Source organism: Salinicoccus sp. Marseille-QA3875 (genome assembly GCF_054950095.1).
The window spans coordinates 452,806-478,375 of the sequence record NZ_CM143103.1 but is presented as its reverse complement, the minus strand read 5'-3'; the positions used below and the strand labels follow the sequence as shown (position 1 = coordinate 478,375).

Annotated in this window: 26 protein-coding genes and 1 riboswitch; of the genes, 21 read left to right on the top strand and 5 right to left on the bottom strand. The window is 43.2% G+C overall.

What is annotated here, in order from left to right; translation table 11 throughout:
• Window positions 1-4: 4 nt before the first annotated feature.
• The 4 genes from gatA (at window position 5) to fdhA (ending at window position 4,932) form a co-directional block, all read left to right on the top strand.
• Window positions 5-1,480: an Asp-tRNA(Asn)/Glu-tRNA(Gln) amidotransferase subunit GatA gene (gene gatA, locus ACY8DT_RS02545; RefSeq protein ID WP_462421379.1), complete on the top strand. Its 1,476-nt coding sequence runs from the start codon at window positions 5-7 to the stop codon at window positions 1,478-1,480.
• Window positions 1,480-2,910: an Asp-tRNA(Asn)/Glu-tRNA(Gln) amidotransferase subunit GatB gene (gene gatB, locus ACY8DT_RS02540; protein ID WP_462421378.1), complete on the top strand. Its 1,431-nt coding sequence runs from the start codon at window positions 1,480-1,482 to the stop codon at window positions 2,908-2,910. Before gatA ends, gatB begins: the two co-directional genes overlap by 1 nt.
• A gap of 70 nt (window positions 2,911-2,980) precedes the next feature.
• On the top strand, window positions 2,981-3,586 hold the full coding sequence (locus tag ACY8DT_RS02535) for a class I SAM-dependent methyltransferase (protein ID WP_462421377.1): 606 nt from the start codon (window positions 2,981-2,983) through the stop codon (window positions 3,584-3,586).
• A 131-nt stretch (window positions 3,587-3,717) separates the two neighbouring features.
• Complete coding sequence (gene fdhA / locus ACY8DT_RS02530) at window positions 3,718-4,932, top strand: formaldehyde dehydrogenase, glutathione-independent (RefSeq protein ID WP_462421376.1); 1,215 nt, start codon at window positions 3,718-3,720, stop codon at window positions 4,930-4,932.
• A 221-nt stretch (window positions 4,933-5,153) separates the two neighbouring features.
• On the opposite strand, the gene ACY8DT_RS02525 is transcribed toward fdhA, so the two are convergent.
• Entirely contained in the window at window positions 5,154-5,963 is an 810-nt protein-coding gene (locus ACY8DT_RS02525; RefSeq protein WP_462421375.1) for a hypothetical protein, read from the bottom strand.
• Window positions 5,964-6,089: 126 nt separating this feature from the next.
• On the opposite strand from ACY8DT_RS02525, the gene ACY8DT_RS02520 reads away from it, so the two are divergent.
• The 9 genes from ACY8DT_RS02520 to ACY8DT_RS02480 all read left to right on the top strand — a co-directional run bounded on the left by ACY8DT_RS02520 (window position 6,090) and on the right by ACY8DT_RS02480 (window position 15,154).
• A complete protein-coding gene (locus ACY8DT_RS02520) occupies window positions 6,090-6,587 on the top strand; it encodes a GrpB family protein (RefSeq protein ID WP_462421374.1) in 498 nt (165 codons plus the stop codon).
• Between the two features lie 153 nt (window positions 6,588-6,740).
• Complete coding sequence (locus ACY8DT_RS02515; RefSeq protein WP_462421373.1) at window positions 6,741-7,652, top strand: diacylglycerol kinase; 912 nt, start codon at window positions 6,741-6,743, stop codon at window positions 7,650-7,652.
• A gap of 63 nt (window positions 7,653-7,715) precedes the next feature.
• On the top strand, window positions 7,716-9,482 hold the full coding sequence (locus tag ACY8DT_RS02510) for a 5'-nucleotidase C-terminal domain-containing protein (protein WP_462421372.1): 1,767 nt from the start codon (window positions 7,716-7,718) through the stop codon (window positions 9,480-9,482).
• An 11-nt stretch (window positions 9,483-9,493) separates the two neighbouring features.
• On the top strand, window positions 9,494-10,861 hold the full coding sequence (rlmD, locus tag ACY8DT_RS02505) for a 23S rRNA (uracil(1939)-C(5))-methyltransferase RlmD (RefSeq protein WP_462421371.1): 1,368 nt from the start codon (window positions 9,494-9,496) through the stop codon (window positions 10,859-10,861).
• Window positions 10,862-11,105: 244 nt separating this feature from the next.
• The gene (locus ACY8DT_RS02500) at window positions 11,106-12,149 is read left to right on the top strand and encodes a Fic family protein (RefSeq protein WP_462421370.1); all 1,044 of its coding nucleotides are present in this window, start codon (window positions 11,106-11,108) and stop codon (window positions 12,147-12,149) included.
• A 102-nt stretch (window positions 12,150-12,251) separates the two neighbouring features.
• The gene (locus tag ACY8DT_RS02495; RefSeq protein WP_462421369.1) at window positions 12,252-12,398 is read left to right on the top strand and encodes a hypothetical protein; all 147 of its coding nucleotides are present in this window, start codon (window positions 12,252-12,254) and stop codon (window positions 12,396-12,398) included.
• A 43-nt stretch (window positions 12,399-12,441) separates the two neighbouring features.
• Window positions 12,442-12,533: riboswitch (TPP riboswitch) on the top strand.
• Window positions 12,534-12,612: 79 nt separating this feature from the next.
• Window positions 12,613-13,284 (top strand): thiaminase II, encoded by a 672-nt coding sequence (gene tenA, locus ACY8DT_RS02490; RefSeq protein WP_462421368.1) that lies wholly within the window; start codon window positions 12,613-12,615, stop codon window positions 13,282-13,284.
• 88 nt (window positions 13,285-13,372) lie between these two features.
• Window positions 13,373-14,263 carry an AraC family transcriptional regulator gene (locus tag ACY8DT_RS02485; RefSeq protein ID WP_462421367.1) on the top strand — a complete coding sequence of 297 codons (891 nt, stop codon included), beginning with the start codon at window positions 13,373-13,375 and terminating at the stop codon, window positions 14,261-14,263.
• A 99-nt stretch (window positions 14,264-14,362) separates the two neighbouring features.
• Entirely contained in the window at window positions 14,363-15,154 is a 792-nt protein-coding gene (locus ACY8DT_RS02480) for a VLRF1 family aeRF1-type release factor (RefSeq protein ID WP_462421366.1), read from the top strand.
• 60 nt (window positions 15,155-15,214) lie between these two features.
• Here the strand turns inward: ACY8DT_RS02480 and ACY8DT_RS02475 are convergent, their stop codons facing one another.
• Entirely contained in the window at window positions 15,215-15,634 is a 420-nt protein-coding gene (locus ACY8DT_RS02475; RefSeq protein WP_462421365.1) for a hypothetical protein, read from the bottom strand.
• A gap of 545 nt (window positions 15,635-16,179) precedes the next feature.
• Between ACY8DT_RS02475 and ACY8DT_RS02470 the strand changes: the two genes are divergently transcribed.
• The 7 genes from ACY8DT_RS02470 (at window position 16,180) to ACY8DT_RS02440 (ending at window position 22,125) form a co-directional block, all read left to right on the top strand.
• Window positions 16,180-16,416 (top strand): single-stranded DNA-binding protein, encoded by a 237-nt coding sequence (locus ACY8DT_RS02470; protein WP_462421364.1) that lies wholly within the window; start codon window positions 16,180-16,182, stop codon window positions 16,414-16,416.
• 13 nt (window positions 16,417-16,429) lie between these two features.
• On the top strand, window positions 16,430-17,206 hold the full coding sequence (locus ACY8DT_RS02465; RefSeq protein ID WP_462421363.1) for a DUF429 domain-containing protein: 777 nt from the start codon (window positions 16,430-16,432) through the stop codon (window positions 17,204-17,206).
• Window positions 17,207-17,347: 141 nt separating this feature from the next.
• Entirely contained in the window at window positions 17,348-18,733 is a 1,386-nt protein-coding gene (locus ACY8DT_RS02460; protein ID WP_462421362.1) for an MFS transporter, read from the top strand.
• 110 nt (window positions 18,734-18,843) lie between these two features.
• Window positions 18,844-20,058 carry an MFS transporter gene (locus ACY8DT_RS02455; protein ID WP_462421361.1) on the top strand — a complete coding sequence of 405 codons (1,215 nt, stop codon included), beginning with the start codon at window positions 18,844-18,846 and terminating at the stop codon, window positions 20,056-20,058.
• A gap of 12 nt (window positions 20,059-20,070) precedes the next feature.
• Window positions 20,071-20,652, top strand: coding sequence for a TetR/AcrR family transcriptional regulator (locus ACY8DT_RS02450; RefSeq protein ID WP_462421360.1), 582 nt, complete (start codon window positions 20,071-20,073; stop codon window positions 20,650-20,652).
• A 42-nt stretch (window positions 20,653-20,694) separates the two neighbouring features.
• Window positions 20,695-21,102 carry a hypothetical protein gene (locus ACY8DT_RS02445; protein WP_462421359.1) on the top strand — a complete coding sequence of 136 codons (408 nt, stop codon included), beginning with the start codon at window positions 20,695-20,697 and terminating at the stop codon, window positions 21,100-21,102.
• Between the two features lie 24 nt (window positions 21,103-21,126).
• Window positions 21,127-22,125 carry a zinc-binding dehydrogenase gene (locus ACY8DT_RS02440; protein ID WP_462421358.1) on the top strand — a complete coding sequence of 333 codons (999 nt, stop codon included), beginning with the start codon at window positions 21,127-21,129 and terminating at the stop codon, window positions 22,123-22,125.
• A 371-nt stretch (window positions 22,126-22,496) separates the two neighbouring features.
• Here ACY8DT_RS02440 and ACY8DT_RS02435 read toward each other — a convergent pair whose 3' ends face one another.
• From ACY8DT_RS02435 to ACY8DT_RS02425, 3 genes are read right to left on the bottom strand one after another with little or no spacing between them, the layout of a single operon-like run.
• On the bottom strand, window positions 22,497-23,186 hold the full coding sequence (locus ACY8DT_RS02435; protein WP_462421357.1) for a DUF3169 family protein: 690 nt from the start codon (window positions 23,184-23,186) through the stop codon (window positions 22,497-22,499).
• Window position 23,187: 1 nt separating this feature from the next.
• Window positions 23,188-23,391, bottom strand: coding sequence for a helix-turn-helix transcriptional regulator (locus ACY8DT_RS02430; protein ID WP_462421356.1), 204 nt, complete (start codon window positions 23,389-23,391; stop codon window positions 23,188-23,190).
• On the bottom strand, window positions 23,372-23,551 hold the full coding sequence (locus tag ACY8DT_RS02425) for a hypothetical protein (protein WP_462421355.1): 180 nt from the start codon (window positions 23,549-23,551) through the stop codon (window positions 23,372-23,374). Before ACY8DT_RS02425 ends, ACY8DT_RS02430 begins: the two co-directional genes overlap by 20 nt.
• 229 nt (window positions 23,552-23,780) lie before the next feature.
• Here ACY8DT_RS02425 and ACY8DT_RS02420 point away from each other — a divergent pair, with 229 nt between their 5' ends.
• Window positions 23,781-25,304 carry an AbgT family transporter gene (locus tag ACY8DT_RS02420; RefSeq protein ID WP_462421354.1) on the top strand — a complete coding sequence of 508 codons (1,524 nt, stop codon included), beginning with the start codon at window positions 23,781-23,783 and terminating at the stop codon, window positions 25,302-25,304.
• Window positions 25,305-25,570: the final 266 nt, after the last annotated feature.

Here is a 25,570-nt window from a genome sequence, read left to right as displayed (position 1 = left end):
GACCGTGAATATTTATGAACTGACAGTAGAAGAGCTGTATGAAAAAATCGCACAAAAGGAATTGAAACCTTCGGAAGTAGTCGGCGCTTTATTTGAAGATATTGAAAAAATTGACGAAACTTTAGGGTCTTTCCTGTTTGTAAATAAAGAAAATGCACTGAAGCAGGCGGAGCATCTGGATGAGCTTCAGGCACAGGATAAAATGGAAGGCGCATTATTCGGAGTGCCGGTGGGCATCAAAGACAACATCATCACTAAAGATATACTGACAACATGTGCGAGCCGCATGCTGGAAGATTTCCACCCGATATACGATGCAACTGTAATGGAGAAGCTGAATGGAGAATCATCAGTATTGATGGGTAAAAACAACATGGATGAATTTGCCATGGGTGGTTCGAATGAAACATCGTACTTCAAAAATGTGCGCAACCCTTGGGATACTGACGCTGTACCAGGCGGATCATCGGGCGGTTCAGCCGCTGCTGTCGCTGCTGGCCTCGTTCCGTATTCTCTTGGGTCCGATACGGGCGGATCTGTCAGACAGCCGGCGTCATTCTGCGGCGTCGTCGGCATGAAGCCGACCTACGGCCGTGTATCACGTTACGGCCTGGTGGCATTCGCATCCAGTCTGGATCAGATTGGACCGATTACAAAAAATGTCCGTGACAACGCGAAGATTTTGAACTTGATTTCAGGTACACATAGAAAGGATGCAACAAGCATGCCGAATGTGGACCAGGACTTCTTAGAGGGCATCGATGAAGATCTTTCAGGCAAAAAAATTGCAGTACCGGAAGAATTTCTTGGTGAAGGCATCGATCAGGAAGTGACTGATGCTGTTGAGAAAGCAATTAAAACATTTGAAGAGATGGGTGCAACTGTAGAGCGGGTGTCGTTCCCTCATATTAAATATGTAGTTTCTGCATATTATCTGATCGCATCAAGTGAAGCGAGCTCAAACCTGGCACGTTTTGACGGTATCCGTTACGGCTACAGGGCGGAAGGTACAGAAACGCTTGAAGAACTTTACAGAAAAACACGCGCAGAAGGTTTCGGGGCGGAAGTTAAACGCCGTATCCTGCTTGGAACTTTCGTGCTGAGTGCGGGTCACTATGATCAGTATTATATCCGTGCACAGAAATTACGCAGCAAACTTGAAGCGGACATGTTGAAGACATTTGAAGACTATGATCTGATCATCGGACCGACAACGACCAGTGCTGCATACGATATCGGTGAAAAGATCGATGATAAATTAAGAATGTACAAAGATGATATTTTAACGATTCCGGCAAACCTGACAGGTATGCCGTCAATCTCAGTCCCTTGCGGATTGAGCTCGAAGAAGAGACCGATCGGCCTGCAGATCATCGGCAACCACTTCGAAGAGTCCAAAGTTTACAATGCAGCATATAAATTCGAAGAGAAATATAATCTTCATGAAGAATTAAAAGAAGTACAAAAGGAGCTGAGATAATGCATTTTGAGACAGTTATCGGACTTGAAGTCCACGTTGAATTAAAGACGGCAAGCAAAATGTTTTCAGATGCACCGGCTCATTATGGCCAAGCACCGAACTCAAGCCTCAGCGTCGTTGACTTGGGTTACCCTGGAACATTACCCGTACCAAACAAAGAAGCAATCAATTATGCAATGAAAGCTGCGATGGCACTTAACATGGATATCGCAGATGTTACAAACTTCGACCGTAAAAACTATTTCTACCCGGACAACCCGACAGCTTACCAGATTTCACAGATGGATGATCCGATCGGTCAAAACGGTTACATCGACATAGAGGTGGACGGTGAAACAAGAAGGATCGGCATTACACGACTCCATCTGGAGGAAGATGCCGGAAAATCGACACATAAAGATGATTATTCACTAGTGGACCTGAACAGACAGGGAACACCGCTTGTTGAAATCGTATCTGAACCTGATATCCGTACGCCTGAAGAGGCATACAAGTATTTGGAGAAACTGAAAGCAATCATCCAGTACACTGGTGTATCCGACGTGAAGATGGAAGAAGGTTCACTCAGATGTGATGCGAACATTTCACTTCGCCCTTACGGCCAGGAAGAGTTTGGTACTAAAGCAGAGCTGAAAAACTTAAACTCCTTCAACTTTGTAAGACGCGGTCTTGAACACGAACAGATCCGTCAGGAAAAAATCCTGCTGCAGGGCGGAGAAATCGAACAGGAAACACGCCGTTACGATGAAAAAACCGGTGAAACACTCCTAATGCGTGTCAAAGAAGGTTCAGACGACTACAGGTATTTCCCTGAACCGGATCTTGTCGACATTCATATCGATGAAGAGTGGAAAGAGAGTATCAGAGCAACGATTCCTTTATTGCCGGATGAATTGAAGAAAAGATATGTCGAAGATTATAAACTGCCTGAATACGATGCAGAAATCCTCACATTACGAAAAGAAACTTCAGACTTCTTCAATGAAATGATCGAAAATCACGGTGCGGATGCGAAACTTGCATCGAACTGGGTGATGGGCAGTGTCAATGAGTATCTGAATAAAAACCAGGTTGAACTTGCTGATGTCGCACTGACTCCTAAAAATCTGACAGACATGATCGCCTTGATCGAAGATGGAACAATCTCGAGCAAACAGGCTAAAAAAGTGTTCACTGTGCTGATTGAAAAAGGTGGAGAAGCCAAAGCAACAGTGAAAGAACTTGGCATGGAACAGATTTCCGACCCTGCGGTTCTGACTGAAATGGTGACTGAAGTTCTTGATGACAACCCGCAGTCCATTGATGACTATAAAAACGGTAAAGACCGCGCAATCGGATTTTTAGTCGGACAGATCATGAAAAAATCCAAAGGCCAGGCCAATCCTAAAATGGTCAACAAGATTTTAATTGAAGAGATTGGGAAAAGATAATATTTTAAAAGGCAGACTTAATTTGAGTCTGCCTTTTATTTTATGAAATATACTTTTAAGGGGTGACGGGATGAAGACCGAAAGACATATTAAAAAGTTCGATAAGCAGGTGGATGTCTATGTGCGGATGAGGAATAACGATAAATTTGCAAAGTACCGCAGGAAGCTATTTCACGAGGCCCGGGGAGACGTGCTGGAAGTCGGTGTGGGGACCGGATTGAATTTTCCTTATTATAATGCAGTGGAAAAACTCACTGCAGTGGATTTCAGCGAACCGATGATTGCCGAAGCAAAAAAAGAAGCAGGCAGATATCCGTTTCCTGCCGAGTTCATCTGCAGTGATGCGGAGGTGATGGAATTCGAAGAAAACTCATTTGACACGATTGTTTCCTCATTAAGTTTTTGTTCTTATGAAAATCCTGTGGAATTATTAAACAAATTCAATACGTGGTGCCGGAAAGAGGGGCAAATATTATTGCTTGAACATGGTCTGGTCAAGTTCAAGTTTCTGCAGATGCTTCAACAAGCGGTCGATCCATTGACCATGAGAATGATCGGATGTCATCAGAACAGAGATATTGAAAAGCTTGCATCGAGTTCCAACCTTGAAATGATCAAGGTTCAAAGGCATGTGGCGGGAGCGATTTATATAATCAAGGCAAAACCGGTAAAATGAAAGAAATATAAGTTGACAGAAAATTTAGATTCATCTAGAATATATTTGACACATATTGTAAGCGTATACAACGATATTGATAACTATATTCATTTGCCAAAAACGAACAATTGACCATTAGGAGGTTTAACATGGCTGGAAACCGTGGAGTTGTTTATCAAGGTAAGGGTATTGTAGAAGTCAAGGACATAGATTATCCGGATTTAGTGTTGCGCGAAGGACCTGGTGTTCCAAAATCGAACGTCGGACGTAAATGTGAACACGGAGTGGTATTAAAAGTCATTACAACGAATATTTGCGGCAGTGACCAGCATATGGTCCGCGGCAGAACAACGGCTCCGGAAGGCTTGGTTTTAGGACACGAAATTACGGGGGAAGTCGTTGAAGTGGGGAGAGATGTCGAATTCGTCAAAAAGGGGGACATCGCTTCTGTGCCTTTCAACATCGCATGCGGACGCTGTGTCATGTGTCAGGAACAAAAGACGCATATCTGCCTGAATGTAAACCCTGAAAGACCGGGAGGCGCTTACGGCTATGTAGATATGGGCGGCTGGGTAGGCGGCCAGTCTGAATATGTCATGGTGCCATATGCAGATTTCCAACTGCTTGTATTCCCTGACCGTGACCAGGCGATGGAGAAAATTTTGGATCTCACGATGTTATCGGATATTTTCCCGACAGGTTATCACGGGGCAGTTTCTGCAGGCGTTAAAACAGGATCAACTGTATATGTTGCCGGTGCAGGCCCTGTAGGACTCGCAGCTGCACACTCAGCGCAGTTACTCGGTGCATCCGTAGTCATTGTCGGAGATATGCAGGAAGAACGTCTGAAACAGGCGGAAAGTTTCGGCTGTGAAACGGTCAATCTTGCTAAACATGATGATCTCGGCGAACAGATTGAACAGATTTTAGGTGAACCGATCGTCGACTGCTCAATCGATGCTGTCGGATTTGAAGCTACCGGACACGGAGAAGGCGCAGAAGAACAGCCGGCAGTCGTCCTGAATACGATCATGGATGTCACTAAAGCAGGTGGAAGCCTCGGTATACCCGGTTTGTACGTTACAGAAGACCCGGGTGCATCCGATGAAGATGCAAAGACCGGATCACTTAAAGTGAGGTTCGGCCAGGGCTGGGCGAAAGCTCATACATTCGTCACCGGCCAGACCCCGGCGATGCAGTATAACCGTGACCTGATGAAAGCAATATTATCAGGCAGAGCCAATATCGCCAAAGCGGTGAACGCCACAGTCATCGGACTGGACGACGCACCAAAAGGTTACAGCGACTTTGACAAAGGTGCATCCAAAAAATTTGTCATCGATCCGCACGGCTCATTGAAATAAAGACTCATGACCGAAACCCTGCCTCCCTATGAGGATGCGGGGTTTATTTTTTTGAGGATTATTCGCCTCTCTCCCGACATCGTTTTTGTGCCATGTCGGGATAACGCCTCTGTCCCGACATCGTTTTCACACCATGTCGGGGTAGAGCCGGCACGGGCGGCCGTAAAGGTCACCGCAATCAAAAAATGCCGGGCATCAGCCCGGCAAGTCTCTAAAATGGTCTATTCGTCTATCATGAAGCTGTGGATATTGCTGATGACTTCATTTTCAACCTCGCCTGCCATCACATCATTGTCGTAATCGTAATATTCGTCTTCGACACTGACATCCTGGTTGTCGATATAATAGTAATCATTGTCAGTGAAGTAGGATGCATCTTCATCTAAAACATTTGCCAGGTTTTCATGTTCATGAACGTTTGCGTTACCTAGGAGCATGACTACTTTATCGCTGTTATACAGGTTCATATAGGCTGTTGTCAGTGCATCCTCGTCACGTTCAGGTAATACTTCGTCGTTGTAGTCCATAATCTGCAGTGCATCGATGATAACGGCATCGCTGTTGTCATTGACGCTTAATTCATTTAAAGTGGTGGTGTTGTTTGTCAAGTCGAGTCTGTTGAATTGAATTGCGTCTGTGTCGAATTGAGCTTCCATATTTGTCATGAAATCTTCTGTGTAATAGCTCGGCAATAAAACATCAATGATCAATGTTTCATTGTTTTCGACGGCTTGGTTGTACAATTCATCCAAACTTTCCTGATTGAACGAAATCTGATTTTCATCGTCTGACAGTTCGGAGCTGTCATCATCAGATTCAGCTGTTTCATCTTCATTGTCTTCATTTGCATTTTCAGCTGTATCATCTTCTGCATCGTTTGTGGCTTCTGTGTCTGGGTTGTCTGCCGTCTCATCGGAAGTATCTGTTTCATTCGTCAGAGAAGCTTGTTCTGTTGATGGGCTCATTGCAAAGTTGACATATAACCCACCTGCAAATAAGATTAAAGCTACAATTAATAATACCTTTTTCATAAGGGCCTCCAAAAAATCATGTATATTATTCATAACATTCTATGTTATAATATGACAAATATAGAAGATATCATTCTATATTATACACTAATTTTTTGGTTTGATAATATATAGGAATGATTAATTATGAATGAATATTATAAAATCGCAAAATCGCATTATATGGAAGCCTCCATGCAGATGCTTGAGCATTTTAAAAAGAACGTCATTGAGCTTCATCATATAGGTTCCACGAGTATTAAAGAGCTTAACAGTTCCAAAGATATCGATGTCCTTGTTATACTTAAGACGGTTACAGAAGTTTCCGAGTTAGAGGATATTTTGATTGCGGAAGGTTATGAAGTGACTCAGGAATTCAACCGCTTCTTTGAAGAGGAGTCTGTTTTTCACGGGAAATTTGGTGATTGTGACGTGAATTTCATTTTCATGTCCGACAGAGATAAAAAATCTGAAATTCTTCTCTGCAAAGAACTGCTTTTGGACAATGATGAATATCTTCAGGACTTTCAGGAATTGAGACGATTACATAATGATTCGATCATCGATGAAGATGAGTACCAACATAGAAAAACAGAATTTTTCACATCATTATTGAAAGAAGCGAAGGATTTGAACATTGTTTAAATTTCTGGCCGCAGTAAATCTGATATTGATATTTATAATGCTGGTCCTTTCAGCAACGGAATACACTTCGTTGATGAAAGGTGTTCAGCTTATGGTTTTCATGTTAAGTGTCTATTTATTATTTACTTATTCTAAAAAGAGCAGGAGAAAGAAATGAAGACTGCGAGAATTATTTACAACCCTACATCAGGACGCGAAACATTTAAAAACGGACTGGCGGATGTTCTGATCCAGCTGGAAAAAAGTGGATATATAGCAAGTGCACATGCAACAACTAAAGCAGGCGATGCAACGGATGCAGCATATAAAGCATGTGAAATCGGTTTTGACCTCATCATTGCTGTCGGCGGTGACGGCACGGTCAATGAAGTGCTGAACGGCATGGCTGATTTTGACGAGCGTCCGGCTCTCGGCATCATACCCATGGGCACAGTGAATGATTTTGCTTCTGCGCTCTATATCGACAATGATATTGAATCGGCTGTGGACACGATTGTCAACGGACAGACGATGTTTATTGACATCGGTAAGATGAACAGCAAGTATTTTATGAATATAGCGGGCGGCGGGAAGATTACTGCCGTATCTTATGAAGCGCCGAGTAAACTGAAGGCGGTCATCGGGACACTTGCTTATTACGTCAAAGGGGTTGAGCTGCTGCCGCAAATAACAAGCACGAACATCAGGATCGAGTATGATGACAATGTGTTTGAAGGCGAAGTCATGCTGTTTTTAATCGGCCTGACAAATTCAATCGGCGGCTTTGACAAGCTTGTACCGGAAGCGAGATTCAATGACGGCGAGTTTTCATTACTTTTTGTTGAAAAGGTGAGCATTCTTGAGCTTGGCCGTATCATGACAATGGCTTCAAGAGGAGAACACCTGAATCATGATAAAGTACATTACGCAAAAGCGAGTGATATCAGGGTATCATCGTATGATGATGTACAGCTTAACCTCGACGGCGAGTTCGGCGGCGTACTGCCGGCACGTTTCGTCAACTATCAGCAGCACATCGCTTTTCGTGTGCCTGATAAATTTTATAAAGAACAAATGCATAACTGATAACATGGACAACACAGTGATTTTTCACTGTGTTGTTTAGTATTTAATCTACAGGAGGTTAATATGAAGCTCACCATTTTCGCAACGACAGATGTCCACGGCGCAATTTATCCATATAACTATTTTGATCGAAAACCCGTGAATCACGGACTGATCATTTTAAAATCATATATAGAACAGTATAAAAAAGACCATCCTGATGAGATTGTGATTACAGTGGATAACGGGGACCTTCTCCAGGGGGACGTGTGGAGTGATTATGACGTGGAGCACAGGGACGCACCGCTGATTGCCAGTCACTTGAACGATATGTATGATGTGATCTGCCTCGGCAACCATGAATTTAATTTTGGGCTGGATTATTTAAACGATATTTTCAATAAAGTGAATATACCAATCGTCAATTCGAATATTGATTTTTTGGATGACCCTTTAAAGGATAAAATAAGGAAACATGCAATGATGTCTTTTGATACGCCTCATGGTAAGCTGACCGTCGGTTTTGTCAGTGCCGTCCCGACTCAGATCATGAAGTGGGATAAATATAATCTGGAAGGCAATGTGGAAGTGTCTTCGATGAAAGAATCGATTGATGCTGAAGTGCAGGTGCTGAAAGAAAATGGTGCCGACCTCGTTATTTTATTGTCCCATTCGGGCATGAGCCGGGCGAAAGAGGATATGGAGCGTTTCGGTGAAAACCAGGCATTTCTGATGACGTTTTTAAAAGATATTGACGGCATCGTCTTCGGTCACACACACGAGCTGTTTCCGCACGACGGATATGAGATAGATGTCAGTACATTGGATATCGTCAAAGGCACAGTGAACGGTGTACCGATGGTGCAGCCGGGTGTACAGGCGAGCCATCTCGGGAAGCTGACTTTTGAAATCGATATGACAGACGGCCTCCGGATTACGGACTCCAAAGCGCAGCTGATTGATGCTGAAACAATTGAGCTGGCACCGGAATACTTATTACAATATGAAGGACAGCATAATAAGGTGCTTAATTTCCTGAGTACAGCATTCGGTGAGATAAAAACCCCGTGGCACTCATATTTTTCAAGGGTGGCACCGTCCTACTCCGTGCAGGCCGTTGCTGAAGCGGCTAAGAATTATACATTTAAAATCAAGGACGATATTGAACTGCCGGACCTGCCGGTGCTGGCGTTTTCCTCGGCAGTCAAATCCGGACGGGACGGGGCGGATGACTTTACGGTCATAGATGCCGGCACATTCACTTTGAGCGATGCCATTGACATTTATAAGCATCAGAACAACTTTATGATCATTAAAGTGACCGGCGATATACTGAAGGAATGGCTCGAGTGGAGTGCTTCACAGTTTACATCGGATAAGGATGAAAACATACTGTTCCCGAACCGCTCACGTCAGGGCTTCCCGGGATATAACTTTGATGTGTTCATCGATCTTGAATATACGATTGATATTTCACAGCCGCCGAGATATTCAAGTTCTGCCAAAAAGATCAGCGATTCTGAAAGAATCGTTTCGATTACTTATAAAGATGAAGAAATCAGCCTGCAAGATGAGTTCATCGTCCCGGCACACAACTACCGCGTGGCGTATACACCGTTTCTCAGAGACCAGGAGATACTGCATGAATCAGATCAATCGATACGTGACCTCGTCATCGATTACATGAAAAACGGACCAGAGTTTGAACTGAAAAATCCGATAACGGTCATACCTGCCGGCAAATATTACTTTATTTCCGCGACAAAGGCACAAAACTATATTAAAGACGAACCGATCAGGCATATCCGAACGATAGATGATGGTTACAGCTGGTACGAAATTGAAATGTAAGAGGGATATAAATGACACTACCTGTTAAAAATGAATATTATACAAGTACAGTTCTGGATTATACTCACCAGGGACTCGGTGTGGTAAAGATCGACGGCTACCCGATCTTTGTCCAGGATGTACTGAAAGATGAAGAAATAGAATTCAAAGTGATCAAAGCGAATAAAAAATTCGGGTACGGTAAGATGACCAAACTTATCGAACCGGCGAACGAGCGCATAGTCCCGCCGTGTGTATATTACTACGAGTGCGGCGGCTGCCAGATCCAGCCGCTCAGTTACAGTGAACAGCAGGCATTCAAAAAAGGCACTGTTGAAGCGAACATCAACCGCCAGGCGAAGCTCGGTGTGGATGTGCATGAAACTATAGGCATGGAAGCACCAAGCTATTACCGCAACAAATCGCAGATTCCTGTGCAGAAAGTGGATGGTGAACTGAAGCTCGGGCTGTACAGACCGAGAAGTCACGACATCATTGATATTAAACACTGCATGATTCAAAAGGACATTCATAACGACATTATGAATGAAGTCCGTGAGCTGCTTAAAACGTTCAACATATCCATCTATGACGAGCATAAGCATAAAGGGCTGCTGCGTCATCTGATCATCCGCTCGAACCATGATGATTCTGAAGTCCAGGTGGGCTTTATTACCAATGGTCATAAAAATCCATTTGGCGATATTATAAGGATACTGGTTGAGAAATTCCCGGCGATTACGAGTGTCGTGCAGAATATCAACATTGATAAGACGAATGTAATTTACGGCAGTGAGACGAAAGTGCTGCACGGTGCAGAGTATATTACCGACGAACTGCTTGGCAAAAAGTTCAAGATCCGTGCACGGTCATTTTATCAGGTGAACCATGAACAGACGGAAAAACTGTATACGGAAGCGTTGAAAGTTGCGGACTTGAAAGGCGATGAAACAATCATCGATACGTATTGCGGCATCGGCACCATCGGTCAGGTCGCGGCAGAACATGTCGGTAGAATCATCGGTATCGAAGTCGTGGATTCTGCCGTCGAAGACGCGAGAGAAAACGCGAAGCTGAACGGCATTGATAATGCAGAATATCATCTCGGAAAATCGGAGGTGGTCATGAAACAGCTGGTTGCAGAAGGTGTAAAACCGGACCTGGTATTCGTCGACCCGCCGAGAAAAGGGTGCCACGAAGACTTTCTCGACAGTCTGGTAGAAGTCGCGCCGGAAAAGATAGTTTATATTTCATGCAACCCGAGCACGCTGCAGAGAGACTTGAAAATCCTGAGCGAACAGGGCGGCTATTCAGTCAGCCCGGTAACGCCGGTGGACCTGTTCCCGCAGACGAATCATATAGAAGCGGTGACGCTGTTGGAGAAGAAGTTGTCTAACTAAAATAAACCTTTGTTTTTTCATGTCAGATTCAATATCTATTCAATACTTTTATCATCCCTGGCCCCGTGATCCATTTTTTGTTCAACGACAAATGAGTTGGGAAAGTGGGTTTTATAATTAACTTAGCCACCTTTGACACAAAAATCACCTAAGAAAGATTAATTTTAGGTGATAATACGCCTAATCTATTTTAAATACGCCTAAAAAATGATATAATTAGGCGATTAAAAAGGAGGTTAAGCGAATGAGAGCTTTCAATTACTATAATTTGAAATATTATCATTGGGATAGCGAGATTCTCGGATTGGTTTCACAAATACACGAGTACAAAGGCAGACAAGAATTATATTTAAAACAAAAACCTGCTGTTCTGGATAAGTTAGTTGAAATAGCGAAGATTCGCAGCACAGAAGCTTCTAATGAAATTGAAGGAATTGTGACCACCGACTCGAGACTACGTGATCTATACCAGGATAAAACAATTCCAAGAAACGGGGATGAAGAAGAAATCCTGGGTTACCGGGATGTGTTAAATACCATTCATGGAAGCTTTGAGTTTATACCTATCCAATCAACGTATATTTTACAGTTACATCGAGATTTATATCAGTATTCTGCGAAATCATTTGGCGGAAGATATAAAGCAACACAAAATATCATCACCAAAACCGGATCGGATGGAAGACAAAGTGTGATTTTTACACCGCTTGATTCTTATGAAACACCTATTGCAATTGATAATATATGCGAAAGCTATAATCAGACACTCGAGGACGATGTAATTGATCCACTTGTGTTGATTCCAATTTTTATCCTTGACTTCTTATGTGTTCACCCGTTCAACGATGGTAATGGACGGATGTCGAGATTATTAACAGCTCTATTGTTATATAGAGAAGGTTATGTTGTTGGAAAGTATATCAGTATTGAAAGCAAAATAGAAAAGACCAAGGAAAGTTATTATGAGGTATTGGAACAAAGTAATCACAAATGGCATGAGGAAGAGAATAATCCTTTTCCATTCATTAAATATATTTTAGGAATAATACTTTCTGCTTACCGTGATTTTGAAGAGAGAGTTGATTTAATGGATGATAAATTACCTTCCAAGGAATTAGTCATTCAAGCAATAAATCAAAATTTAGGGAAATTTACTAAGAGTGAAATCATGGATCTGGTCCCGAGTATCAGCAGGGCATCAATTGAAAACGCGCTGAAACAACTTGTTGAAGATAACGAGATTGAGCGCCATGGTAAAGGAAGAGCAACTTTTTATACTAGAAAATAAGTATTGAAATTATTAGAATTAACGGATTGTCTGATTCAAATTTCAAAATAAAGCCTGTCAAGATCAACTATTTCCGCAGTCGAAAACATGGAGGCGGGTTCAATGAAACTGGACGTAAATAAACCTCAATTAACCATCATGGGTGTGAGATTTAACAATCAGAAAGAGTTTAGAGGTGCACTATATGCAATCAGATCCAATATGATTGAAGGCGACGATTCATCTATTTACCAAATAGTGATGTATTGAGAAATATCCGCAACTCGTGTATGTTGGTCATATAAACCAAATACGTTCCAACTGGGGGCAGTCTTAAAGGCTTGAGAAGTACCCTTTGAACCTGAACTGGTTAATACCAGCGGAGGGAAGTGGATAAATTTATTATTGAATAAAGATCGAATCAATATATAAAAGCATCAATCCCTCCTCCTCCAGTCGGAACGACTAACAGGAGGAATTTTTTATGCGTTTTTCAGAACAGTTGAGGGAAAGGACGAAAGACAGCTGGGATAAGAGTCTGAATCATCCTTTCGTTAAAGGTATTGTTGAAGGTGACCTGCCGCTCGAAACATTCAAGAATTATATTTTGCAGGATATTTATTATTTGAAACATTACGGGAAAGTCCATGCATTCGCAGCGGCGCATGCGGATGATTTTCATGTATCTGCGAGCCTGGCCGGGAAGGCGAAAAATACTGCTGAAGCGGAACTGACTGTACATAAAGAACATGCTGAAATTTTAAATATTACCGACGAGGACATTGCAAACTTCAAACCGGCACCGACGGCTTATGCCTATACGTCCCATTTGTACAGAGTTTCCTTGTCCGGCAGTCTCGTGCAGATCATCGCTGCGATTCTGCCGTGTTACTGGCTGTATGCGGATATCGGCATGAAATATAAAGAGGCGAAACCTTATGAGGAAATCTACCGCAACTGGATCCGGATGTACGCGAGCGACTGGTTCCAGGAGTCGACTCAGGAAATGATCGACCTGGTTGATGAGTTGGCAGCGAAAGCAAGTGAGGATGAAAAGGAAAAGATCATTGATCAGTTTGTGATCGCGAAAGAATACGAACTGGCATTTTGGGAGATGTCATACACATTTGAAACGTGGATGTCCGAGCGGGAATGAATTTATTTTACCCGATTGAAACGGGCAGAAATTGTCGGGTGGCGGGAAACACCGGTTGATAGACTTGTTAGTGAGTGGAGGTAATTGAATGGATATGTTAAGAGGATTCAATCAGGCGCTGGATTATATCGAAGATAATCTTGAAAATCGGATTGATTTAAAAGAAGTGGCAAAGAGGGCCTACAGTTCCGAATATCATTTCAAAAGGCTGTTTTCACTTTTGTCCGGCATCACAATTTCTGATTACATCAGAAGGCGGCGTCTGACTGTTGCAGCGGCGGAATTGAAAAAGTCGGATATCAAAGTGATTGATGCAGCGGTAAAATACGGCTATCAGTCACCGGATGCGTTCGCGCGGGCATTTCAGAGTTTTCACGGAGTGACGCCATCGGCAGTAAGAGATAATGAACAGAGTTTAAAAACATATCCTAAAATGTCCTTTCAACTCACTATTCAAGGAGGAGTCGAAATGAAATACCGTATTGTGGAAAAAGAACCGTTCAAAATCGTTGGAGTCAAGTATGAAGTGGAAATGGCGGACGAGGTGCTTTCGCCGTCGTATGGAGAGATGATGGAAACCATCAGTGAAGCGACAATGACTGATTTGGCATCGATGTCCGAAGAGAATGGATATGGAATAGTTCACGCCACAGCAGATTACAGTGAGAATGATACAGCTCAAGCGACTTTCAATCAGTATATCGGTGCATTTTCAGATGATGAGACAGACGAGTATTCCACTTTGAAAATCGGATCTTATAAATGGATCGTCTTTGAAGCGGAAGGGGACTGGCAACAAATTGAAAAAACATGGATGCGGATTTATACGGAATGGCTGCCGTCTGCATCTTATGAGCTGGACTCGGGACCTGAAATATTGGCAGATAAAGAGGATAGAGCGAGATTTGTATTACAATCAAGGATAAAGATTAATAGGGATATCATCGTCCGGGCAAATAAACTTTGTCCGGCTTTTTAGTGTTTTATTGACTGGCATCAAGGGTAAATAAGTTTAAAGATGTATATGAGTGTTTTTCAACCCACCCGGAGCATACAACTTGAATAGGGGGAAAAATTTATGTCTGTAAGAAAAGATATTAGACGCATCAACGAAAAAGAGGACGAACTCGGTGTTTTGACTTTATATTTGAATACAGATGCAAGCAACCCGGATTTGAATAATGGCGAATGGAAAATCCACTTGAAAAATGAGATTAAAGAGATGAAAAATTACGCAGATAATACGGCAGCTGAACCCGAGAAGAAAGCACTGAAGAAACTGCTTAAAAAGGTAGAGGATCGTGTAGGTGAACTGCAGATGGAACTGCAGAAAGGTCTGATGATTACAGCTTCTGCCGATGAAGAATTGTGGGAAGAAAAAATTCTTCAGGTGCCTGTGACAACGACACTCCACTGGGAGAAAATACCTGCCACACAGCAGCTTGAGGCGATGGTTCAAAAGTACCCGAAAGCAGCGATAGTCGTTCTTCAGCAGATGGATGCGCGTTTTATTGAAACGGAACTCGGATCCATAATAGATGAGGTCACTTTCAGCTGGGATTTGAACCGTGAAGACTGGCTGGATTACAGCAGCGGTGCATCGGTCGGTTCAAGAGGTTCCAACCAGGATCACTTCGAACGCCGTTTCGATGAAAATAAAAACCGTTGGTATAAAAATCTGGCACCAAGGCTCGGCAAAGAGATCAAAGACCGCGGGCTGGAAGGTGCATACCTAGTAGGCAGCAATGAGCTGGTTCCAGATTTAGAGGAGCATATGCATCAAGGACACCTTCTTGGCGTATTGACCAAAAATATCGGTATGAAACCGAACCATGAAATCGTAAACGAGATATATCAGGATTTAATTTGATATAAATTGCAGCACCTCACTATTTAAAGAGCACTCGGGAGCAAATCCCGGGTGCTTATTTCATATCCACAAATAGATGAGGACACCGACAGATACGCCGAAAATCGCATGGCTCACAGTCCAGTTGATCCAGGCAGCAGTATCCTTATGGCTTGGAGGCGTCGGAGTCAGCATGCTCAAAAAATATAGTATCCCGCCGCCTACTGTATAGACGAATATATATGGCCATACGTCCCTTTCAAATCCAAAAGGAACCAGCAGGTAGAATAAGACAACTGCGCTGACGATACAGGTCATGTAATGAAACGTGAGACCGGTGATGCTTCTATCCGCCCAGCGCTTAAGAACAGGGATATAATCCATATTATAAAGAAGAATCTCTCCTTCATTGCCTGTCGTTAACCGGACTATTTTCATCACCAGGCCTAAAATAAACCCCGATATCGCCCCGATAATTATAAGTAAAATAAACGTAGCCATCACATCACCTCAATCTCATAAGATTCATTCGTTATTTCTTTACCCCTGATAAACATATTGAAATCATTTATTTTCATATTTTTGGAAATTTTTAATGGTCGACAGAAGACAGAATATCTCAATATTTGTCAAAATCTGATGATGAAATCGTAAGCTGTTGCGGAAATCTTTGAAAGCTTACGAATCGGGTGTTGAAATCGTAAGCTATTGCCGAAATTCTTGAAAGCTTACGAAATCGGGTGCTGAAATCGTAAGTTATTGCAGAAATCTTTGAAAGCTTACGAATCCGGGTGTTGAAATCGTAAGCTATTGCGGAAATCTTTGAAAGCTTACGAATCCGGGTGTTGAAATCGTAAGCTATTGCGGAAATCTTTGAAAGCTTACGAATCCGGGTGTTGAAATCGCACTATGTTGCTGTATCTTAAGCGGTCGTGCAAAAAGATGGATCATATTCTAAGCGACTCTCCAATGATTCCGCACCTCAATGATTACAACTACATACAAACTGGGTATATAACAATAATCAGGAATGGAGGATGAGTACCATGGCTAAAAAAGAAAAGAAGTTATTGAAAAAAGCATGGCAGGAAACGAAGTCACTGAATGACGGCGAAGTTTTCTTAGTGAAAGATTTATTTAAAGGATATAAATGGAACAGAATGCCGACAGAGGAAAGAACAGCGCTGGGCAGAATGTTTTTGGAAAAAGCAAACAGCAAGAAGTCTGTCGAAGTGATAGAGAAATCTTCATCAAACCAGCAACAATATAAGAAAATAGGTTAAAATGAATGAAGGGGTGGAAACACTCCTTTTTTTCTTATCGGAAAGTTGGGATGAAATGAGATTCATCGGGATTGATCTCGCATGGACTTATAAAAATGAAACGGGTGTATGCGTGCTGGATCGATCCGGACATGTTGAATATCTGGATTCAAAAGTGTACACGAATGAAGAGATATTGGATGTCATCAAACAGCATCATACTGAACCTCTGACAATCGCCATTGATGCGCCACTTGTCGTACCGAATGAAGGTGGCTCACGCGGAGCGGAAGGGGCAATGATGCGTGCGAAGATTAACGGCCACCGTATCAGCGCCTTCAATTCAAACAGAAATTATTTCACAAAAGTATTTGGTGAAATCCGCGGGGAAACATTGATGCATATGATTCAAGAAGAAATCCCCGGCATACAGCTCGGGTTCGACAAAATGAAATCCAGCATCGTTGAAACGTTTCCGACAGGAATCGTCAACGGACTGTTTACTGAAATTGCGCCGGTCAAATATAAAAGAAAGCCCAAAACGACATTCGATGAAACAATGACAGAAATGGGACGACTGCTCACAAGATTTGGTAAACTTGAACATGAGGAAAAAATCATTTCCGGGCTGATATCAAAAATCGATTATGAAGTGACAAGCAAAAAAGCACATAAACATCTGGAAGATCAAATTGATGCGTTCCTATGTGCATTCGGCATGTATTCAATTTACGAAGGGCATGCATTAAAGGAAATGTTCGGCACAGTGGACAAGGGTTTTATTGTCATACCGGTCATTCATAAAGACTAGATTTGCACAAAGAATTGTAAAAATTCCAAATGGTCATGAGTTTGTCATGTCTGTGAAAAAAGAAACATGTTAAACTGGAAATATATAATAAAAAATATTATGAATAATACTGGAAAATTTCATGAAATGGAGGGTATTCATATGGAAGAACAACGAACACCGCGTTCAGGTAATCTGATCATTCTTGGTATCGTTCTATCCATCATTACCTATTGGCTTTTTGCCCAGGCATTTTTAAATATCGGACCGCATGTACAGGAAACTTACGCAGGTGCCAGTGCCGGGATCATTAACTTATCAATCAGTCTGACGTCACTGATCACCGGAATCTTCATGGTGGCAGCAGGTAATTTCTCCGATAAGCTTGGTAAAGTAAAAATTACTTATGCCGGTATCATTTTGAGTATCATTGGTTCGCTTCTGATCATTATTACTGCAAGTCCTGCAGTTCTGATCATCGGGCGTATTGTGCAGGGGTTCTCGGCAGCACTATTGATGCCTGCGACCATTTCAATCATCAATACTTTATTTACAGGTGACAAGAGAAGAAGTGCACTCAGCTACTGGTCGATCGGTGCATTCGGGGGTACTGGTCTTGCCTCGTTGTTTGCCGGAACAGTGGCGACTTTCATAAACTGGCAGTGGATATTCATCATTTCCATCGCACTTTCTGTTATCGCACTGTTTTTACTTAAAGACTTGAAAGAAATCCGTACTGAAAAAGCAGTGGATACGGGACGGTTCGACTATTTGGGACTTTTCATCTTCATCATCGTAATGAGCGGTCTCAGCATTTATATCACACAGGGTGAAGCACTTGGATGGTTCAGTCCAATATCCATTGCGATTATTGTAATCACGCTCGTTGCGGCATTTGCATTTTATTATTTTGAAGGCCGTACTGAACAGCCGTTCATCGACTTTTCCATATTCTCCAATAAAGCATATATCGGAACGGTCATCGCAAACTTCCTGATGAATACGACAGTCGGTTCTATTGCGCTGTTCAACATCTATACACAGTCTGAGCTTGAGTTGACGCCGTTCGAAGCGGGTCTCATCACGCTGCCGTATGTCGTCTTGATACTGTTTACAATCCGTGTCGGTGAGAAGAGTATTAAAAAGTACGGCGCGAAGCTTGCGATCGTCGTTTCACCAATCATACTTGCCGTGGGTGTTGTACTGCTGTCACTGACATTTCTCGGAGATACAGCATACATCATCAGCTGTCTGATTGGTTTCGCATTATTCGGCATCGGCATCGGTTTATTCGCAACACCGGCACTGGATACCGCAGTTTCCACAACACCGCCTGAAAAAGTCGGCGTGGCATCTGCAATATTCAAAATGGCATCCACACTGGGTGCAGCGTTCGGCCTTGCGATCATTATCTCACTTTACACAGCACTTGACGGTCCGATGTCAATCGGGGGTGCGGCAATGATTGCGTTCGGCCTGAACGTCATCGCCATAATCGTTGCTTTCCTGTGTGCGAAGTTTGTCATACCGGACCGCGCAATGGAATAACCATATAGATTAAAATCCTCCTTTGATCGGAGGATTTTTTTATTGCCGGAAATAAACACTCCATGGTATACTTCCTATCGGTAGGTAGCTAAAGTGAAAGAGGAAAAATTATGACAAAACAGACATCCATATTTAAAAATAAAACATTCATGCTGCTGCTTTTAGCCGGTATCTTTGCTGTGACAGGGTTCAGTATGTTCTTAACGACAACATCCTGGTATATCATCAGAACGCTTAACATGCCTGAAATGCTCGGCCTGGTATTGATTGTGGTTACCGTGCCAAGACTTTTGATGATGATTTACGGCGGAGTCCTCGCCGACAACTATAAGAAGTCGACCATCATGTTCGGAACTAATATTTTCCAGGCACTGCTTCTTGCACTGATCACAACTTTCATTTTCACCGACAACATGACGCTCGGATGGTTCCTGGTACTTGCCGGGCTGTTCGGTATGCTCGACGCCTTTTTCGGACCGGCGAGTACGTCACTCATCCCGAAAGTTGTGGAACGTCAGCAGCTGCAGAAAGCGAACGCATACTTCCAGGGAGTGGATCAGATTTCCTTCCTTTTCGGTCCCATGCTTGCCGGGGTAATCATGGAATTCGGCTCGGTCACAATAAGTTTTCTTGTCGGATGCATATTGGTGACACTGTCGGCAGTATTCGTATTTCCACCGCTCATTAAAGAAGGACCGGTTGAAAATACGGTGAAGCAGACACCGCTTCAGAACTTTGCGGAAGGTTTCAACTACGTCAGAAAATCCAACTTCCTGATTATCGGTATCATCGTGCTCGTGACATTGAACTTCTTCGTGTTCGGAACACTGCATATTGCTGTACCATTTTTAACGGATCTATACGGCGGCACGCCGATCAACTTAAGTATTATGGAAATGAGTCTCAGCCTCGGTATGCTGATCGGGACGGTCGTCCTTGGCAGCTATTACATTAAGCGTAAAGGGCGGACGGCGATTTACGGCCTGTTGATTACAGTGCTTATCTACATTGTTTTCAGCTTTGTCGAAAGTCTGACGATCCTGCCGGTGCTGCTCTTCCTGATCGGATTTGCGATGGCATTCGTCTTCATCCCGTTTTTCACAGCGACACAGGAAATTACCGAAAACAGAATGATGGGGCGGGTGATGAGTCTGATATTTCTCGCGATGAACGGTTTCGATCCGATTGCCTATGCAATCGTCGGCATCATGACATCCGCCGGTATCTCGATACAGCTCGTGCTGCTCGGTTTTGGAACGATCGGTCTCATCATTACACTGGCAGTTTTATTCAAAGCCAAAGCATTTCAGCGACTTGAAACATAAGGAGAGATTGTATTGAGTACAAAGGAAAAGATTTTATCTGTAAGTAAAGCCCATTTCGCATCGAACGGCTATGAGGGAACGACGTTGTCGATGATTGCTGAAGACGTCGGCATCAGAAAACCTTCTCTTTACTCCCATTACAGCAGCAAGGCGGATATATTCAAAGACGTACTTCAGCAGGAGTTCGAAGCGTACCTTTCGTCTGTCAAAGAAATTTTAAGCAATAAAAACCAGTCCGCCGTTGAAAGAATGTCTGAACTTTTCATGGATCATCTCCCGGGCGATGAAAATAAGGAGATGGACAATGAATTTTATTACCGGTTCATCAAATATCCGCCGGTGGAAATTGAAGAATACACCCTCGACCGCTACAGGGAAATGGAGTCGGAATTATATGAGATGTTTGATTCAGTGGTGGAAGAAGGTAAGGGAGAAGGGGAAATCGATGTTTCACTGACCAGCCTTCAGATTTACGATACGTACTTTATTATGATAGACGGTATTGATACGATGAAAGGGCTGTACAGTTTTGAAGACGCCAAAATGAGCAGCGAAAATGTGTGGCAGGTTTTCTATAGAGGAATAAAAGCCTGAATCAGTTATAATGGAATCAACATGGCATTAGGGAGGAACAAGATGAATTCGATTACGTTAATGGATGCATATGCGATAGAGAATTTGAGGAGTTATGGCTACAGTAATGATCAGATTCTGTCGAAGGTGCAACAGAAAGACATTGAAGAATTTAAAAAGGTGAAAGAAAATCTGGATTTCAGTCTGTTGATTGATATGGATGAGTCCATCGGTCTGAAGACGTTGCTTGAAGATGGCTACAAGGTCAAATTTCTGACGTTCAACGGACTGAAAAACCTGATTAAACTCAAATTCGGCAAAATTGCGGAGGAAGATTACCAGGTGGATGAATTTAAATTATCCGGATTGAAACTGGATGGAGATCAGGCTTTGGACCTTGGTAATGCATTGTCATCGAACTGGCAGATGATTGAAGAAGATGAAGGTTATAAAGTACAGCCGGTAAAATAACTCATTGTAGGGAGGATTTATTTCATGAAAGCAGTATATCATCAAGGTGAACAAAGTTTAAAAGGCGTGAAATACGGCGAAGTTGAAATTGACGAATTGAAAGATACCGATGTAAAAGTGAAGTTGAAGGCGGCCGGTCTGAACCACAGGGACTTGTTCATACCGGGACGCCACGACGAAAATGATCCGGCACTCGTGCTCGGTTCAGACGGTGCAGGCATTGTCGAGGAAGTCGGCAGCGAGGTCAGCAATGTTAAAGTGGGCGATGAAGTCATCATCAACCCTTCATTGGGATGGAAGGAAAATGATGTCGCACCGCCGGAAGGCTTTGAGATTGTCGGGTTTCCATTCAATGGTACGTTTGCTGAATACATCGTACTGCCGGGCGAGAACGTTCTGCCGAAACCGGAACATTTAACTTTCGAAGAAGCAGGCGTACTGGCATTGTCAGCGATGACGGCCTACAGGGCTTTGTTTACAAGGGCGAAAGTCGAGAAGGGCATGACCGTTTTAATTCCAGGTGCGACCGGCGGAGCGGGCACGTTCCTGCTGCAGTTCGCGAAAGCTGTGGGAGCAGAAGTGTTTGTGACTTCACGAGATGATTCAAAAATGGATACTTTACATGAGCTCGGTGCAGATAAAGTAATGCACAGCGAATCTGATTGGGACGGAGTGGAAGATGGACTTGACGGTGAGAAGGTCGATGTTGTTATCGAGAGTGTGGGTGCAGCAACATTCAACAAATCCGTCGACCAGTTGAAACGCGGCGGCACACTCGTTGCATTCGGCGCATCTGCCGGAGACACGGTAGACTTCAACCTGCGTAAATTCTTCTACGGTCAGTACAACCTGTTAGGATCAACGATGGCGAGCACAGAAGAACTTGAGGAAATGCTCGAATTTATCGAGAAGCATAATATCAAGCCGGTCATGGATGAAAGCTATCCTCTAGAAGAATTTGAAGCGGCGTTCGACAGGCTAGATAAAGCGGACATGATGGGTAAAATCGCCTTTACAATATAGAATTTATTTTGGAGCAGGAGCCGGACCCCCTTGGCGGGTGAAGGGTCCTGTTTTTTTATTATTTGAATGTTTGCCGTTTAGATAGGATGAAAAACTGCTGCATCTAAACGGAAACAAGGTCGAAACGTTTAGATAGAATAAAAATCCAACCCATCTAAACGCCAGGGGGCCTCAAACGTTTAGATAGCATTGATTGTGAAGGCATCTGCACAGCAAAGGATCTCAACCGTTTAGTTGACAGTGAAAATGAAGTCAACTAAACGCAGTCTGCTCACCTGACTCGCAATATCATCCCAAGTGAGCAGGTACAAACGTAATCGACAAAAACTCATCCAGCCTGGGATACCCCAAACTGGATGAGAAGTATTATTTTATTTCTCCCGGATTTCCATTGAATATTTCAGCTGCGAAATGATCAGAATGACTGCAATCAATATGATCGAGAATATTTGTGATTCTCCGGTAATGATGGAGTAGAAGATCAAAATCACTATTCCAAGGAATAATCCCATCTGCACGAAATTATGGGTTTTGTACAATCCGTTCAACATGATGTGTCGTTCACCTTCGTCACTTGCTGCAAGCAATTTTTCAGCATACTTTTTATCGCCGGGCTTAGGCAGGTCTCTGTCGGGATATAAACTGCTGATGATACCTGATTGAACAATTGTCAAATAGAGGGTAACCAGATATGTGACACCAGAGATCAGAACCCATATAAAATGAAATTCTATAATCATGAATATGGAAAGAGCGATGATCGACAGCATCATGGCCATCGTATTGATGACCTGCAGATCATTGTACTTGTTGTAGCGGTAGATGTCGTAGGCATCCATGTCCATATATTTCGTATAGTCACTTGAGACTGTTTTGAGCTGTCTGTAAAGATATACGCTGACAATCGCCAGAAGGATTGAAGTGGCTAACGTCACCACTCCGATCCAGTAGTAGATGCTGTCCATGTTAATATCGCTGGTGCTTGTCGCTACAATGCTGAGTGTCAGCCCTGCAATCGCCCCTAAAAATAAATACATCAGCATTCTTAATGTACGTTTCATTTTATAGTTCCTCCTCTTCGAAAATAAAAATCTCTTCAATCGGTTCGTCGAAAATTTTCGCCAGACGTTTTGCGATCAGGAGAGAGGGGATATAATCCTCACGCTCAATCAGGCTGATCGTCTGCCTGGATACTTTCGCAAGTTTAGCAAGTTCCGTCTGGTTAAGCCGGTCTCTCGCCCGTAGTTCACGTAATCTGGTTTTCATTATTATCATCCTTTTCATGTTCAATTTTCTTAGTTCCAAGAATGACGGCGACGATGGCACCAGTCCAAAGAAGCGGTGCATCTGCAAAGAAAGGGATAATGATAAAAACTGCAGCCATGATTAAAAAAGTATAGTCTATATAATAATTTCCAAATTTCATTTTCAAGCCCTCCGTTCACTTAAAGTGTAACAGAAAGTTTACTTTATGACAACTTAATTTGTCATAATGACAATAATAATAGAGCATGTTTAAGTATTTAAGATAACTCTGTATTGACAGAACAATCAGAAAATGGTTTAATCATCTTGAAAACGCTTTCTTATAAATGTGGTTTTGTCTGTTTTATGCAGTAAAAAGATTTACATCACTTTCAAAAGAGAGGTGCACCATGACCAAAAAGAAAGGATTTGTTGCAAAGGCGCTCGATATCATTGAACGTGTCGGCAATAAGCTGCCTGATCCATTCGTGTTGTTCGTTATTCTGGCAATATTCATGATTGTGCTGTCGTACATATTCAGCGTGGCGGGTGCTTCGGTTGTCCATCCGGGGACCGGTGAGGAACTGCCTATACAGAACCTCTTATCCGGAGAGGGTCTGCAGTTCATTCTCACTTCCATGCTGGAGAACTTTACAGGATTTGCACCGCTTGGATTAGTTCTTGCCATGATGCTCGGTATCGGTCTGGCAGAGAAGGTCGGTCTGTTGGATTATGCCATTCGTAAAACAATACTGAAATCACCGCCGGCACTGCTGACATATACTTTGGTATTTGTCGGTATCATGGGCAATATTGCTTCTGATGCGGCAATGGTCATCATTCCACCGCTTGGTGCTCTGGTGTTCTACAAAGTTGGCAGACATCCACTTGCGGGGCTTGCTGCTGGTTATGCCGGTGCCGGTGCGGGTTTTACTGCGAACTTGTTCGTTGCCGGTACAGATGCGCTTTTGGCAGGTATATCTACAGAAGCTGCAGCGATCATTGATGATACTATGGTCGTGACGCCGGTGGATAACTGGTACTTTAATATCGTTTCAGTGTTCGTACTGACATTTGTCGGGGGATTGCTTACTTCAAAACTTGTTGAACCCAGACTCGGTAAGTACAAAGGAGATGAAGTTGAAGAAGAGGATACAGAGGAACTTCCCAATGCTAAAAAGGCTTTCTTCGCCGCAGCCGGAGCCGGCCTGTTATACTGGGTCATCATTGTCGGTGTAATCATGATGCCTGACAGTCCGCTCAGGGGTGAGGGCGGCACCATTGTGCCTTCGCCGTTCCTTGATGGTATAGTTCCGATCATACTCTTTTTCTTTATCATCATCGGTGTCGTATTTGGTATAGTCACCGGCAAAGTGAAGTCCGGCAAAGATGTGACGCATTATATGACAGAGTCCATTAAAGACCTGGCGGGATACATAGTACTTGTATTCGCAATAGCTCAGTTCATCGCCTACTTTACATGGTCGAATCTCGGGACATGGATTGCTGTAAACGGGGCGGAATTTCTCCAGGATATAGAATTCACAGGCTTTGGACTGGTCGTCGGTTATATCATTCTGACATCCATGCTGAACTTCCTCATTACTTCAGGTTCTGCCAAATGGGCGATTGAAGCACCCATATTCGTTCCGATGTTCATGCAGCTCGGTTATCATCCGGGTTTCACCCAGATGGCCTACCGTATCGGGGATTCATCGGTGAATATCATCACACCACTTTTCCCGTACATGGTAATCGTCCTTGCATTCATGCAGCGCTATGACAAAAATGCAAGCATCGGTACATATATATCACTGATGCTCCCTTATTCCATCGCATTTCTGGTTACATGGATCATACTGCTTGCGATATTCTACTTCACAGGACTGCCTTACGGTCCGGGGGTCGGAACTTATCTTGAAAGCGGACAATAATTCATCCATAGAAAAGCCGGGGAATAATTTCCCCGGCTTTTCTATGGATGAATTGATTTGAATCTGAAGACAGATTGGTTTCCCCGACATGGCGTAAAAACGATGTCGGGGCAGAGGCGTTCTCCCGACATGGCGTAAAAACGATGTCGGGGCAGAGGCGTTCTCCCGACATGGCGCGAAAACGATGTCGGGGCAGAGGTGTTCTCCCGACATGGCGTAAAAACGACGTCGGGGCAGAGATGTTCTCCCGACATGGCGTGAAAACG

What these genes read in the sequence shown, in the direction of transcription:
- ACY8DT_RS02430 (WP_462421356.1), bottom strand. Translation starts at nt 23,391, where the DNA reads ATGAAAACCAGATTACGTGAACTACGGGCGAGAGACCGGCTTAACCAG.
- ACY8DT_RS02420 (WP_462421354.1), top strand. Translation starts at nt 23,781, where the DNA reads ATGACCAAAAAGAAAGGATTTGTTGCAAAGGCGCTCGATATCATTGAA.
- ACY8DT_RS02475 (WP_462421365.1), bottom strand. Translation starts at nt 15,634, where the DNA reads ATGGCTACGTTTATTTTACTTATAATTATCGGGGCGATATCGGGGTTT.
- ACY8DT_RS02460 (WP_462421362.1), top strand. Translation starts at nt 17,348, where the DNA reads ATGGAAGAACAACGAACACCGCGTTCAGGTAATCTGATCATTCTTGGT.
- ACY8DT_RS02525 (WP_462421375.1), bottom strand. Translation starts at nt 5,963, where the DNA reads ATGAAAAAGGTATTATTAATTGTAGCTTTAATCTTATTTGCAGGTGGG.
- ACY8DT_RS02495 (WP_462421369.1), top strand. Translation starts at nt 12,252, where the DNA reads ATGAAACTGGACGTAAATAAACCTCAATTAACCATCATGGGTGTGAGA.
- ACY8DT_RS02455 (WP_462421361.1), top strand. Translation starts at nt 18,844, where the DNA reads ATGACAAAACAGACATCCATATTTAAAAATAAAACATTCATGCTGCTG.
- ACY8DT_RS02500 (WP_462421370.1), top strand. Translation starts at nt 11,106, where the DNA reads ATGAGAGCTTTCAATTACTATAATTTGAAATATTATCATTGGGATAGC.
- ACY8DT_RS02510 (WP_462421372.1), top strand. Translation starts at nt 7,716, where the DNA reads ATGAAGCTCACCATTTTCGCAACGACAGATGTCCACGGCGCAATTTAT.
- rlmD (WP_462421371.1), top strand. Translation starts at nt 9,494, where the DNA reads ATGACACTACCTGTTAAAAATGAATATTATACAAGTACAGTTCTGGAT.
- gatB (WP_462421378.1), top strand. Translation starts at nt 1,480, where the DNA reads ATGCATTTTGAGACAGTTATCGGACTTGAAGTCCACGTTGAATTAAAG.
- tenA (WP_462421368.1), top strand. Translation starts at nt 12,613, where the DNA reads ATGCGTTTTTCAGAACAGTTGAGGGAAAGGACGAAAGACAGCTGGGAT.
- fdhA (WP_462421376.1), top strand. Translation starts at nt 3,718, where the DNA reads ATGGCTGGAAACCGTGGAGTTGTTTATCAAGGTAAGGGTATTGTAGAA.
- ACY8DT_RS02485 (WP_462421367.1), top strand. Translation starts at nt 13,373, where the DNA reads ATGGATATGTTAAGAGGATTCAATCAGGCGCTGGATTATATCGAAGAT.
- ACY8DT_RS02520 (WP_462421374.1), top strand. Translation starts at nt 6,090, where the DNA reads ATGAATGAATATTATAAAATCGCAAAATCGCATTATATGGAAGCCTCC.
- ACY8DT_RS02445 (WP_462421359.1), top strand. Translation starts at nt 20,695, where the DNA reads ATGAATTCGATTACGTTAATGGATGCATATGCGATAGAGAATTTGAGG.
- ACY8DT_RS02480 (WP_462421366.1), top strand. Translation starts at nt 14,363, where the DNA reads ATGTCTGTAAGAAAAGATATTAGACGCATCAACGAAAAAGAGGACGAA.
- ACY8DT_RS02535 (WP_462421377.1), top strand. Translation starts at nt 2,981, where the DNA reads ATGAAGACCGAAAGACATATTAAAAAGTTCGATAAGCAGGTGGATGTC.
- ACY8DT_RS02440 (WP_462421358.1), top strand. Translation starts at nt 21,127, where the DNA reads ATGAAAGCAGTATATCATCAAGGTGAACAAAGTTTAAAAGGCGTGAAA.
- ACY8DT_RS02435 (WP_462421357.1), bottom strand. Translation starts at nt 23,186, where the DNA reads ATGAAACGTACATTAAGAATGCTGATGTATTTATTTTTAGGGGCGATT.
- ACY8DT_RS02470 (WP_462421364.1), top strand. Translation starts at nt 16,180, where the DNA reads ATGGCTAAAAAAGAAAAGAAGTTATTGAAAAAAGCATGGCAGGAAACG.
- ACY8DT_RS02425 (WP_462421355.1), bottom strand. Translation starts at nt 23,551, where the DNA reads ATGAAATTTGGAAATTATTATATAGACTATACTTTTTTAATCATGGCT.
- ACY8DT_RS02515 (WP_462421373.1), top strand. Translation starts at nt 6,741, where the DNA reads ATGAAGACTGCGAGAATTATTTACAACCCTACATCAGGACGCGAAACA.